This window comes from Geodermatophilus sp. SYSU D00815, from assembly GCF_054050035.1.
Genome location: NZ_JBJGYO010000017.1, coordinates 1 through 12740 on the forward strand (window position 1 = coordinate 1; position 12740 = coordinate 12740).

At 71.5% G+C, this 12740-nt stretch carries 12 protein-coding genes; 3 read left to right on the forward strand and 9 right to left on the reverse strand.

Going from position 1 to position 12740, the window contains the following annotated elements; translation table 11 throughout:
• The 8 genes from ACI78S_RS17290 to ACI78S_RS17325 form a co-directional block, all read right to left on the reverse strand.
• The coding region (locus ACI78S_RS17290; RefSeq protein ID WP_456975537.1) for an iron-sulfur cluster assembly protein at positions 1-651 on the reverse strand (651 nt) is incomplete at its 3' end.
• Positions 648-1727, reverse strand: coding sequence for an amidohydrolase family protein (locus tag ACI78S_RS17295; RefSeq protein WP_456975539.1), 1080 nt, complete (start codon positions 1725-1727; stop codon positions 648-650). The genes ACI78S_RS17290 and ACI78S_RS17295, both read right to left, overlap by 4 nt.
• Positions 1728-1813: 86 nt before the next feature.
• Positions 1814-2839, reverse strand: coding sequence for an NAD(P)-dependent alcohol dehydrogenase (locus ACI78S_RS17300; protein WP_456975541.1), 1026 nt, complete (start codon positions 2837-2839; stop codon positions 1814-1816).
• A 152-nt stretch (positions 2840-2991) separates the two neighbouring features.
• Entirely contained in the window at positions 2992-4677 is a 1686-nt protein-coding gene (gene groL / locus ACI78S_RS17305; RefSeq protein WP_456975543.1) for a chaperonin GroEL, read from the reverse strand.
• 128 nt (positions 4678-4805) lie between these two features.
• The gene (gene mimD / locus ACI78S_RS17310) at positions 4806-5186 is read right to left on the reverse strand and encodes a propane 2-monooxygenase effector subunit MimD (protein WP_456975545.1); all 381 of its coding nucleotides are present in this window, start codon (positions 5184-5186) and stop codon (positions 4806-4808) included.
• Positions 5183-6343, reverse strand: coding sequence for a hypothetical protein (locus ACI78S_RS17315; RefSeq protein ID WP_456975547.1), 1161 nt, complete (start codon positions 6341-6343; stop codon positions 5183-5185). Before ACI78S_RS17315 ends, mimD begins: the two co-directional genes overlap by 4 nt.
• Before the next feature lie 81 nt (positions 6344-6424).
• Positions 6425-7465: an FAD-binding oxidoreductase gene (locus ACI78S_RS17320; RefSeq protein WP_456975548.1), complete on the reverse strand. Its 1041-nt coding sequence runs from the start codon at positions 7463-7465 to the stop codon at positions 6425-6427.
• Positions 7466-7594: 129 nt separating this feature from the next.
• Entirely contained in the window at positions 7595-9250 is a 1656-nt protein-coding gene (locus ACI78S_RS17325; RefSeq protein WP_456975550.1) for a hypothetical protein, read from the reverse strand.
• A gap of 345 nt (positions 9251-9595) precedes the next feature.
• On the opposite strand from ACI78S_RS17325, the gene ACI78S_RS17330 reads away from it, so the two are divergent.
• The 3 genes from ACI78S_RS17330 to ACI78S_RS17340 all read left to right on the forward strand — a co-directional run bounded on the left by ACI78S_RS17330 (position 9596) and on the right by ACI78S_RS17340 (position 12467).
• A complete protein-coding gene (locus ACI78S_RS17330; protein ID WP_456975552.1) occupies positions 9596-11419 on the forward strand; it encodes a sigma-54-dependent Fis family transcriptional regulator in 1824 nt (607 codons plus the stop codon).
• Positions 11420-11434: 15 nt separating this feature from the next.
• Entirely contained in the window at positions 11435-11665 is a 231-nt protein-coding gene (locus tag ACI78S_RS17335) for a hypothetical protein (protein WP_456975554.1), read from the forward strand.
• A gap of 214 nt (positions 11666-11879) precedes the next feature.
• Entirely contained in the window at positions 11880-12467 is a 588-nt protein-coding gene (locus tag ACI78S_RS17340) for a TMEM165/GDT1 family protein (RefSeq protein ID WP_456975556.1), read from the forward strand.
• A 15-nt stretch (positions 12468-12482) separates the two neighbouring features.
• Here ACI78S_RS17340 and ACI78S_RS17345 read toward each other — a convergent pair whose 3' ends face one another.
• Positions 12483-12689 (reverse strand): hypothetical protein, encoded by a 207-nt coding sequence (locus ACI78S_RS17345; protein WP_456975558.1) that lies wholly within the window; start codon positions 12687-12689, stop codon positions 12483-12485.
• Between the last annotated feature and the right edge of the window lie 51 nt (positions 12690-12740).

A 12740-nucleotide genomic window follows, 5' to 3' on the forward strand; every position in this document is an offset into this window, starting at 1 on the left:
GTCTCCGCCGCGACAGCCGGTGGTGTGACATCCGCCCCCCGGGGGGGTCGTGGGGGCGCCCGCCGGAGCCCGAGCCCGCCCCCCCGCGGCGACCCGGCTGCCGTCCGGGTGGACCAGCAGCGGCGCGTCGTCGCCGGCCGGGAGGCCGAGCGCGGCCCGGCGCTGCCGGAGCCGGTCCAGGTCGCGCGAGGGCGGCGCCGCCCCGAGGGTGAGCCGGGCCAGCTCGTCGGGGCCCGCGCCGGCGTCCACCAGCGGCCGGGCCACCCGGTCCTGCCCGGCGACGACGGCCTTCTCGAGGAAGTACCGCCGCAGCTCGGCCAGCTCGGCGTCGGCCTCGCCGCGGAACGTCTCGGCGAACCCGGCCTGGGCGGCGACCCCGCCGTTGATCTCCGGCGCGGCGTGGTGGTCGTCGAGGACGATCTCCGCCCGCGTCACCCCGTCCACCGCCGTCACCGCGTCGTAGGCGTCGGCGACCATCAGGAACGAGAAGTTGGGCGCGCAGAAGAACGTCGGCAGACGCAGGTGCACCGACGCGACCCCGTCGCCGGAGACGGTGCAGGAGGCCACGAAGTCGAGGGCCGTGATGGGCTCGTCGAGCTCCGGGTCGAGCACCGTCGCCAGCGCCTCCCAGACGGAGTCGCGCAGGGTCACGCCTGCGCCCCCGCGGGTGCGGCCGACTCGGTGAGCAGCTGCTCGCCGGGCTGCTGCTGCGGGATGGCCGGCGGCTCGGGCAGCCGGCACTCCTCCGGCACCTCGATGCCGTAGAGCTTGGCGGCGTTGAGGCCCAGGATCTTCTTCTTGGTCGCCGTGGTGAGCCGCGGGTAGTCGGTGAACGCCTCGTCGTCGGGCATCTGCCAGTCGACGAAGCCCTCCACCTGCCACTTCGGCGTCCAGATGTTGTAGTCGCTGCCGAACGTGAGCCGGTCCTCGCCGACCCAGAACAGCAGCTCACCCATGCACTTGGCGAAGAACTTCGGCCGGGCGTGCATGAGGCCGCCGATGACCACCGACAGCCCGGCGTACACGTTGGGCTCCTGGACGGCCATGTAGGCGAAGTCGTCGATCCGCGGGATGCCGGCGTGCTCGATGATGAAGTTCAGGTCGGGGAAGTCGGTGGCGGCCTGGTCGACGTCGTCCATGGAGAACGCGTCCTTGTTCAGCGGCCAGATCGTCGGGCCCTTGTGCGCGTGGACGTTCGTGATGCCCAGCTCGCGGCACTTCTCCAGGAACCGGTAGGACTCGGGGTCGGTGAGCTTCCAGCCGCGCGAGCCGTTCTCGTGCCACTCGGCGGTGTAGAGCTTGACGCCCTTGAGGTTCCAGCGCCGGGCGTCCTCCTCCAGCTGCCGCATCCCCTCGTCGCCGTCGCGCGGGTCCCAGCGGCCGTTGACGATGAACTTGTCGGGGTGCTTCTCGAGCAGCGAGCCGTTCTGCTCGGCGGTGTTGAAGCCGTTCTTGTACCAGTACTTCAGGTACGTCGACTGGAAGATGGCCTTGTCGACGTAGCCCTCCTCGAAGACGTCCCGCATCAGGTCGTCCTCGGAGACCTTGAGGTACCGCTCCCAGTCCCAGTGGGTGTCCTCCGGGGCCAGCTTGTGGTAGCCGTAGAAGCAGTCGATCCAGCCCTTGGCCAGGTCTTCCCGACCTTCGACCCAGTTCTCCCGGCTGGCGTCCCAGAAGTGCATGTGGGAATCAACGACGAAGTACTTCTCGCCATCCTTCTCGTACATGTGCGGACACCTCTCGCGTCGTTGCGGAAATCAGGCAGTGCGGATTCGGACAGCGGGATCCGGACAGCGGGATCCGGGCAGCGGGATCAGGGGACGAGGATGGCGCGACCCCGCACCTTCCCGGCGTCGAGGTCGTGCAGGGCTTCCACCGCCCGGTCGAGCGGGTACTGCTGGGTGTGCAGCGTGACCTTGCCCGCCTGGGCCAGGACCATGAGCTCGGACAGGTCGGTGTACGTGCCGACGATGTTGCCGACGATGTTCTTCTCCCCGGCCACGAAGTCGAGCGTGGGGATGCGCAGCTCGCCGCCGTAGCCGATGACGAACAGCGAGCCCCCGGGGCCGGTCATGTGCCAGCCGTCCATCTCCGCGCCCTGCTCGGCGACGAAGTCGAGCACGACCGTCGCGCCGCCCCCGGTGAGCTCGGTGACGGCGGCGACGTGGTCGCCGTCGGCGACGACGGTCTCGTCGGCGCCGATCTGCGTGGCCAGCGCCAGCGCGTCGGGGTTCTTGTCGACGACGACGACCCGCGTGGCGGTGAGCGCCTTGAGGCACTGGATGCCGATGTGCCCGAGGCCGCCGGCGCCCTGGACCACGGTGGTCGTCCCGGGGTGCAGCAGCGGCACGGCCTTGCGCACGGCGTGGTAGGCGGTGATCCCGGCGTCGGCCAGCGCGGCGACGTCGGCCGGGTTGGTGCTGGGGTCGAGCTTCACGCAGGCCCGCGCGGAGGTGCGCAGGTACTCGGCCATGCCGCCGTCGTTGTCGGACAGGCCCGGGAAGAACGCGTTCTCGCAGTGCATGTCGTCGCCGGCGCGGCAGGCGGCGCACAGCCCGCAGCTGGGCTGCGGGTGCAGGATCACCGTGTCGCCGACGGCGACGTTCGTGACGCCCTCACCGACCTCGTGCACCCAGCCGGCGTTCTCGTGCCCGATCACGTACGGCAGCTCGGGGTGCTGGATCTCGTCCCACTGCCCCTCGATGATGTGCAGGTCCGTGCGGCAGACGCCGGCGCCGCCGATCTTGACGATGACGTCCAGCGGCCCCTGGAGCTTGGGCTCGCCGATGTCGTCGACGCTGGGGTCTTCGTGGTAGCGGTGGACGCGGACGGCTCGCATGCGCGCTCCTCGGGCTCGGAGACCTCGTGGACGGGAACGTACGGATCCCCCGGTGCGGCGTGCGTCTCAATGTGAGACAGGGGTCGAGGCCCTGATCGCCGGTCGGCGCAGGGGGCTCTCGGCACCGAGAGCCCCCTGCGTCCTGGCCGGCCTCACCCCATGGACGGGCCGAGGCCCAGGGACTGCGGGGTGCTGGGGTCCGGCGACGGCTGGGGCAGCCCCTCGTCCAGCTGGCCGAACTCGGTCATCAGGGACTTGTTCCAGGGGGTCTGCTCCTCGGCCACGAGCGAGTCGGTGGTCAGCACCAGGCCGGCGACGGAGGCGCCGTTCTGCAGCGCGGAGCGGACCACGCGCAGCGGGTCGATCACGCCCATCTCCACCATGTCGCCGTAGCGGCCCTGCAGGGCGTCGAAGCCCTCGTCGACGGCCATGGTGCTCACGTGCTTGACCACGTCCTCGGCGTCGTACCCGGCGTTGGCGGCGATCAGCTGAACCGGGTCGCTGAGCGCCCGGCGCACGATCTCCACCCCGACCCGGTAGTCGCCGGTGACGTCGAGGTCGTCGAGCGCGGGCTCGGCGTGCAGCAGCGCCGCGCCGCCGCCGGCCAGGATGCCCTCGGCCATCGCCGCGCGGGTGGCCTGCAGCGAGTCGTCCACCCGGTGGCGGATCTCCTTGGCCTCGGCGTTGGTCGGCGCGCCGACGCGGATGACGGCGGCCTTGCCGGACAGGCGGGCGATCCGCTCGGACAGGAAGTCCTCGTCGGTGCCGATGGTGGCCCGCTCCAGCTCGGCGCGCAGCTGGGTCAGCCGCCGCTCGCGGGCCTCCGGCGCCCCGTGCCCCCCGATGATCGTGGTGTGGTCGCTGGTGACCCGCACCTGGTCGGCGCGGCCGAGGTGCGCGGTGGTCATCTGCTCCAGGGAGAACGCCGACGCCCGGGAGTGGACCTGCCCGCCGGTCAGCGCGGCGACGTCCTCGAGCAGGTGGATGCGCTTCTCGCCGAAGCCCGGGGCCTGCACGGCCACGCACCGGAACAGCCCGTTGACGTGGTTGTGCACCAGCATCTGCAGGGCCGTGCCCTCGACCGTCTCGGCGATGATCACCAGCGGTCGGGGCGCGCGCATGATGCTGTCCAGCACCGGCATCAGCGACTTGACGTCGGTGATCTTGTGCGCGGTGAGCAGGACGTAGCAGTCCTCGATCACGGCCTCCAGCCGGCCGACGTCGGTGACCATGTACGGGGAGACGTAGCCGTTGTCGAACTCGAAGTCCTCGACGAAGTCGACGTCGATGCCCAGCACCGGGGAGTCCTCCACGGTGACCACGCCGCCCTCGCCGACCGTGTGCAGCGCCCGCGCCACCGCGCCGCCGATCACGTCGTCGTCGTTGGCCGAGATGGCGGCCACCCGGGCGTAGTCCTGCTCGTCGCGCAGCGGGTGGGCCACCGCCGCCAGGTGCTGGACGAGCCGGGCGACGGCGATGTCGATGCCCCGCTTGACCAGGACCGGGTTGCCGCCGTCGGCGATCGCGGCCATGCCCTGGCGGACGATCGCCTCGGCCAGCACGATCGCCGTCGTCGTCCCGTCGCCGACGGTGTCGTTGGTCTTGATCGCCGCTTCCTTGACCAGCTGGGCGCCCATGTTCTCGAACTGGTCGCGCAGGTGGATCTCCCGGGCGATGGTGACGCCGTCATTGGTCACCTCGGGGGAGCCGGTGATCCGCTCGAGGATCACGTTGCGGCCCTTGGGGCCGAGGGTCGGCTTGACCGAGGCGGCGAGCTGCTCGACGCCGGCTTGCAGGAGGCGCCGCGCGTCGGCGCCGAATCGCAGTTCCTTGGCCATGGTGTCCTCCAGGGGCCACGGGGGTGGGTCGGTCGGTCGTTCTGCGCGGGTGGGAACCGGCCGGGCGGGACCGCCGGGCCGACGCGGGGCCGCCCCCCGGCCTGCGGGAGGCGGCCCCGGGACACGGGTCAGCCGGCGGCGACCGGCTTGAGGTCGAAGCCCAGGTACTCGGCGGCGTCCTCGGGGTTGGCGAACATGATCGTCCGGTCGTCCTCGTGGACCATCCGCCCGTAGTGGGTCGACATGCTCTCCTCGAGGTCGGCCGAGGTGAACGAGCCGGGCTCCTCGCCGAGCGCCTCGGCGAGCTCGTCGTAGTCGAAGACCATCGTCTGGGTGGCGTCGACGCGGATCATCGAGGGCAGGTAGCGCACGCTGACGCCCGGCTTCTCCTTCATGACCGCGGCGATCACCTCGCCGACCTGGTCGTTCATCAGGGTGATGCCGCACTGGTTCGACGACGTGGCGTTCGCGGCGAACCGGTCGGTGGCCGGGCTGGCGGTCGTGCTCACTGGGTCAGCTCCTTCGGGACGTCCAGGCCGAGGTCGGTGACGATCCCGGCGAAGCGGTTCTTGGCGTGGTCGAGGGAGTCCTCGAACCGGGGCGGCCGGGCGTCCGGCTGCGACCACAGCGGCTGCATGGTCCGGGCCGCACCCAGGCACCGCGGCACCCAGTGCGCCAGCCAGCCCTGCATGAGCTGCTTGTTGTGGTCGGCGAACTCGCGGTCCTGCACCAGCGGGCCGAAGCACGCCTGCGTCCAGCGCAGGTCGCGCTGGGCGTAGTCGTACTCGCCGGCGCCGATGACGGTCGGTGTCACGAAGTCGCCGTTGCCGGGCGCGGCCTGCATGACCAGGCCGGAGCGGAACAGCTCACCGATCAGCGGCTCGAAGACGATGTTGGTGGCGAAGATCGCCTCGCCCCAGTCGTCCTCGATCGCCGGCAGCGCCTCGGTCACCTCCCGCACGCCCTGCCACTCGGCGTCGCCGTTCCACGCGGCCAGGTGGGCCGAGCCGTCGAAGCCCGGTACCTCCTCGGTGAGCGTGAGGTTGTAGAGCGCCAGGTCCTGGGCGAAGCGGATCTTGTGCGCGCTGTTCACCGCCATCGCGGTGTTGTGCATGTTGGTCGGGCCGGAGCGCTCGTTCCCCGCGAACACGTACAGGCCGAGGATGTGCTCGACGTGCATCCAGGCGCCGACGCTGCGCTCGACGAAGGTCACCCAGTTCTTGTTCCACTGGTCGAAGGCCTTGGCGTTGCGCGCGTTCTCGATGTTCTGGTTGATCTGCCGGACGACGTTGGCGTTGTACCGGTAGATCGTCTGCTCCCACTCCTCGTTGGGGTCGCGGAACTCGTGCCACCCGTGGGCCGGCCAGTCGAGGTCCTTGCCGCCACCGCCGGTGCCCACGCCGCGCTCGGGCGGTGGGTCGTCGACGCCCCAGGCCTTGAGCTTGGTCCAGGTCAGCGGGTAGCCGGTCTGCCCGTCGGCGAAGCCGTAGATCCAGCCCTGCATGAGGTAGTGCCGCGGGTCGGGCTGCACCTCGACGGTGACGTCCTCGTAGTGCGTCTGCTTCCGCTTCGCCGGCTTGTAGTAGTTGTAGCGCCGGGCGCTGGGACCGGAGTCCGGGAACTCCTTGGCGCCGGCCTCCGCGTCGGTGAACTGGGGCTTCGGCACGCTCCGCTCGGGGCGCCCGGGAACTTCCTCGACCCGGGGCTCGGTGGTGGCTGTCATGGTCAGTCGCTGCCCTTTCTCGAGTCAGCCTTCCGGTTCACCGGTGGTGGTGAACTTGTCGTAGAAGATGTGGTCCTCGCTGCGCCCCAGCCGGGGGAGCACGACGAGGGCCGCCTCGACCATCGGGGGTGGGCCGCACACGTAGGCGTCCACCCGGGAGAGGTCGGCCTCCCGGCGCGCGACGACGTCGGTGATGAGGCCGGTCTCCCCGTCCCACTCGTCCCCGGCCGGCTCGGACAGCGCGGGCACGAACGTGAAGCCGGGCAGCTGCTCGCCGAGCTTGGCGATCTCCTCCAGGAAGCACAGGTCCCGCAGGGTCCGCGCCCCGTAGTAGAAGGTCACCCTGCGGTCGATGCCGCGTTCGGCCATCGACCGCAGCAGGGCCAGCAGCGGCGCGATGCCTGCCCCGCCGCCGAGGAACAGCAGGTCGGCGGTGCTGCTCTCGCGGAGCCGGAAGGCGCCGAAGGGCCCCTCCACGGCGAGCCGGTCGCCGGGCACGATGCCGTCGGCCAGCAGCCCCGAGAACAGACCGCCCGGGTACACCTTGATGACGAACTCAAAGACGCCCTCCCGGTTCGGGGTGTTCGCCATCGAGAACGACCGGGTCTCGTCGTGGCCCGGCACCCGGAAGTCCATGTACTGGCCCGGGAAGTACTTGATCTCCTCGGGCTCGAGCAGCCGGACGACGAGGTGCCGCATGTCGTGCGTGACCGGGTCGTTGGCGACCACCTCGACCGTGCCCTGCCGCAGCGGCAGCCCCGAGGCGATGATCTCCTCGTCGTAGTTGAGCAGCTCGATGACGAGGTCCTCGTAGGCGTGCGCCCGGCAGAGCAGGGTCTGCCCCTCCTCTCTCTCGAACTCGGGGAGGGCGAAGGTCGAGTAGCTGTCCAGCTCGATGTCCTCGCCCTCCAGCACGAACGACTTGCAGGAGGCGCACTGGCCCTCCTTGCAGCCGTGCATGAGCTGGACGCCCTGCTCGGCGGCGGCGCGCAGGATCGTCTGGTCGGAGTCGACCTCGATCTCGATCCCGACCGGTTCGAACCGGACGTGGTGCTTCTCGCCCATCACTCACCCCTGGCGGTGTGCGGGTCGGATCCCTCGTGCGGCCGGTCGCGGGCAGCCCTCAGCCACGAGGGAGGGAGTGGCGGGGGAGGGCCGGGGGGCACCCGACCCTCCCCCTCGCCTGACCCGCGCTCAGGCGCTCTGTGCGGGGGCCGGTCGCCCGGCCGGGCCCTGACGCCGGTAGTCGGCGATGAACGCCTCGCGCTCGGCGTCGCTCATCTCGTTGAACAGGACGTTCGGGCTCTGCAGCGCCGGCAGCCGCTTCATGTGCTCCGTCGTCCACATCTTCTTCGGGTCGAGGTTGAGGTGCGGCTGCGCCGTCATCGTCTTCCCGTCGTCGCGGACGTAGCCCATGTCCTCGACCACCTTGTCCCACGTCCAGCCGTGGTACAGCGTCTCCCACTCGCGGTGCCCGACCAGGCGGCCCATGTTCGGGGTCTCCCGGCCCTGGTAGACCGGCCGGAACGCCTCGACGTCGGTCCACTTGCAGGTCTCGCTGCAGTAGGTGCGGTGCACGCCGTCGACGTAGGCGGTCTGGATGTCCTCACGGATGAGGCAGGGCACCATGCAGGTCCAGCAGCGGTTCGGGTACACGTAGTCGACGTCCTCGCCGACGATCGGCTTGTGGCCGTTGGGGATGGCCAGCCGGCTGTAGTTCTCCCACCACTTGCCGTACTTGTCGTACCAGCCCGGGTACTTGTGCTCGAACCACTCGAAGTCCTCGTCGGTCATGCCGTCGATGCGCCAGTAGTTCGCCAGCCACCCGGTGGCGAAGAACTGCGCCACCTCGTGCACGTAGCCCTTGTTCCAGATGCGGTTCCAGGCCTCCTCGACGAGGTCGTGCGGCACCGTGAGGCCGTACTTCTCCAGCGGGACCAGGTAGCTGCGGTAGTAGTCGTCGTAGATCCAGCGCCGCCACATCTCCGCGTAGGACTCGCGGTCCTTGCGCCGGTCCTTGGTGCCGTACTCGATGAAGGTGCCGATCGCGGCGTCGACGACGGCGTGGTTGTTCCACCACGCGTAGCGCAGGTCGCGCTCGAGCAGCTGCCGGTTGCCCTCGTCGGACAGCGCCATGAGCAGCGTGGCGTAGCCGTTGGAGATGTGCCGCGACTCGTCGGACTGCACCGAGTGGAAGACCGTCGGCAGCAGGTAGTCGCCGTTGGCCGCCGCCTCGGCCGGCATGGCCACGAACAGCGTGTTGGTGAACGCGGTCTCCGCGACGATGGTCAGGTAGATGCTCGCCGCGGTGATCGCGTCCCCGGTGATGAACCCCTCGGCGAACTGCCGGCCGATGGTGCCGGCGTAGTCGTTGTGGAAGTTCCGCAGGCTGTTGTTGAAGCCGGCCGGGTCGATGTAGTTGGTCATGTACAGGCGCTTCAGGTTCTGCTGGATCGTCGAGTGCCGTACCTCGTCGATCATCTGGATCGCCTGGCCGTTGTGCAGCTCCGGGTTGGGCACCGCGTGGAACAGCATCGGCATCGAGCGGGCGGCCGAGATCTCCGGCAGCGGGATGATCGACAGGAACAGCTTCTGCCACTCCAGCCAGCGCTCCTGCACCTGGCGGAACATGTTGCCGCGGATGGCGCCGTCCTCGGCGCCGTAGACGCGGTTGTCCTTCTCCTCCTCCATGGGGAAGTAGGACCGCAGGATCTGCTTGAGCGGGTCCTTCTTCTGCGCCTTCCGGAAGGTGTAGTCGGTGCCGTACTTCATGTACGGCTCGTGGTAGACGGGCTCCCAGGCCAGTTCCTGGATCTTCTGGTGGGCCTTCGCCAGGCTCTGTCGACTCACGTCGACTCCTCACGATCGGGGGTCGGGGACTCGGTCGTCTGCCGACGGGCGGCAGCGCGTTCTCGGTTCCTCGGAAGCCGCGACGGACGCGGGCGTCGTGGACCCCGGAGGCGGCGAGGAGCCCGGCGCGGTCCCTCTGCACCGTGCTCCTCGTGATACGGATCACAGTGGCTCGCCGCGCACTCCGGGGTCTCAATATGAGACGTCGGCCGAGCGGCCCGTTCCTAGTGTTGGCTTCCCTACAGTGGGTCGTCCGGGTGCGCCGCCCGGGCGCGGTGCCACGTGCGCTCCTCAGGGTCGAGGGGGTCGACGGTGACGGCTTCGAAGGGGTCCGGGCTCCGACCGGTGCCGAGCAGGCGGTCGGCGCAGTCCGAGGAACCGGTCGGCGGCGCCGACGTGGCACGGGCCCGGACGTCGTTCCTCGTCGACGAGCCGGTCGTCCCCGGGGTGGTGCGCGAGCCGATCCTGGCCTCCTGGACCCGCTCCCGGCTCTGGCGGGTGCGCACCGACCACCTGGACCTGCCCTTCGAGCCCGGGGCGGGCGGTGACACGGTCCTCACGCGGGCGGCCGAGCCGGTGCTGCGGGAGATCGCCGACCTGTTCGCCACCGAGCCGGTGAGCGTGATCCTCTGCGACAACGACGGCGTCGTGCTCAGCCGGCGCACCGGCGACTCCGGCCTGGAGCACCACCTGGACCGGGTGTGCCTGGCCCCCGGGTTCAGCTACGCGGAGCAGTTCGTCGGCACCAACGGCATCGGCACGGCGCTGGAGGCGCGCGGACCGGCGCAGGTGTTCGGCCACGAGCACTACGTGGAGCGGCTGGAGGAGCTGGCCTGCGCCGGCGCCCCGATCCGCCACCCGGTCACCGGCAAGGTCCTCGGCGTGGTCGACCTGACCTGCTGGCGGCGCGACGCCGGGCCGCTGCTGGTCGCGACCGCCGGCACGCTCACCCGCCAGATCGAGCAGGTGCTGCTGGAGCAGTCGGGGGAGCGGGAGCTCGCCGTCCTCAACGACTACCTGCTGGCCTGCCGCCGCAACCGCGGCCCGGTCCTCGCCATCGGCGAGGACCTGCTCATGATGAACGACCGGGCGCGCGAGCTGCTCGACCCGGCCGACCAGGAGCCGCTGCTCGCCGAGGCCGGCGAGGCCCTCGCCGAGGGCCGGCGGCACCCGCTGCTGATCGACCTGCCGAGCGGGCGGACCGCCCGGGTGCACTGCCGGCCCACCGTGAGCGGGAGCGGGATCGTCGGCGGCGTCCTGGACGTGCAGCTGATCAGCACGGCGCCCGTGGCCCAGAGGCGGCCGCCGCGGGCCGTCCCGGCGCCGCCGTCGGCCGCCGTCGGCTCCGGCGCGGCCTGGACCAAGTGCCGGACGGCGGTGGACCGCCACCAGCAGGCCGGCGAGTGGCTGGTGCTGGAGGGCGAACCCGGGTCCGGCCGGGAGACCGTCGCCCGCGCCGTCCACCAGGCGCGCACGCCGGCCGCGCGGCTGCGGGTGCTGCGCGGCGAGGACGCCGGGCCGGACTGGCTGGCCGAGATCGCCGAGGAGCTCACCGTCGAGGGCGGCACCGTCGTGCTCACCGACGTCGACCGGGTCCCCCGGCCGCTGCAGGCCGAGCTGGCCGACGTGCTGGAGCCCCACCGCGAGCCCACCGGGGCCGGCCGGCCGTGGGTCGTGGCCACCGTCGGGGTGCTCGGGCACGACCCCGGGCCCGAGCTGGCCGCGCTGCTGTCCTGCTTCCCCTGGACCGTGCCCGTCCCGCCGCTGCGGCACCGCCTCGACGACCTCGCCGAGCTGGTGCCGCACCTGCTCGCCCGCCTCGGGCACGGGTCGCTGAGCTGCTCGCCCGAGGCGATGCGGGTGCTGACGCACAACCGCTGGCCGGGCAACGTCGACCAGCTCGTCGCCGTGCTGCGCAAGGTCGTGGCGAAGCGCCGCTCCGGGGTGGTCGGGGTGCGGGACCTGCCGCCGGAGTGCCGCTCGACCACCAAGCGGATGCTCACGCCGCTGGAGGCGCTGGAGTGCGACGCCATCGTCGAGGCGCTGGTCGACGCCGGGGGGAACAAGGTCGAGGCGGCCCGCCGGCTGGCGATGTCGCGGGCGACCATCTACCGCAAGATCCGCGACTACGGGATCTCGGTGCCGTCGGCCGAGCTGTCCGTTCCCTGAGCCAGGAGGGACGCCGTGGGACACCCGCTCTCCACCCGGACAGCCGCCCGGACCGCCGTCGTCGGGGTGTACGTCGTCGTCCTCGCCGTGGCCGGCCGGCCCGGCTGGCTGGCCGCGCTGCTGGTGGTCCTGCTCGCCGCCGTGTGGGCCGCGCCGTTCCTCCTGGCCACCAACCGGCGGCCCTCGTCGCGCGCCGCGGGCGGGCGCGAGGCCCCGGCGCGCGGGGTGAGTCGACCGTCACGGTGACCTGCGGGGGCCCGGCCGCTACCCTGGGACGCAGCGAAGGGGAGTAGCCCCCAATGTCGCGGTCGACACACTGACCGTCCCGGTCCGCCGGGAGCCGGTCCGGCCGCGCGGCCTCGTCCAGGCGGGGCGGGCGAGACCTTCGATCCAGGCAGTACGTGCCGGGTCGAGGTCTCGCGTCTCCCCCGGCCGGACCAGAGAGGCCCGACCCGCTCCCGTGGACGCAGTTCTCGTCAGCACGCTCGTCTCCTTCGGCGTCATCTTCGTCGCCGAGCTCGGGGACAAGTCCCAGCTCATGGCCCTGACCTTCGCCACCCGGTTCCGGGTGTGGCCGGTGCTGGTGGGCATCACGATCGCCACGGCGGTCGTGCACCTCGCCTCGGTGGCGATCGGATTCGGGCTGGGCGCCGCGCTGCCCACCGGCTGGATCAACCTGGCCGCCGCGCTGGCCTTCGTCGCCTTCGGCGTGTGGACGCTGCGCGGGGACGAGCTCACCGAGGACGAGCAGGACAAGGTCAACCGGGCCGGCAAGCGGGCGATCATCGCCGTCGGGACGGCGTTCTTCCTGGCCGAGCTGGGCGACAAGACCATGCTCGCGACCATCACGCTGGCCACCGACTACGGCTGGTTCGGCACCTGGCTGGGCTCGACGCTCGGCATGGTGGCCGCCGACGCGCTGGCCATCGTGGTGGGCCGGGCGCTGGGCAAGCGGCTGCCGGAGCGGGTCATCGCCATCGGCGCCGCGGTGCTGTTCTTCGTCTTCGGCCTGTGGCTCGGCATCGAGGCCCTCGTCGAGCTGACCTGACCCGGACGGCCCGGGTCAGACCGCTCCGGCCTCCGCGGGCGCCTCGGCCGCGACCTCCACCACGTGGTGCCGGCGGACCACCAGCGGGGCGGCCCAGACGGCGACCAGCGCCAGCCCGAGGACCGTGCTCAGCCACGCGGGGCGGCCGACCAGGGCCAGGGTGACCAGGAAGCCCAGGACGACGGTCGTGCGGCAGACGGTGGGGGTCGACGGTGCGGTCACAGGGGCACGTCCTCTCGGCGGCGACGGCGGTTCCAGCCTGCTCCTTCCCGG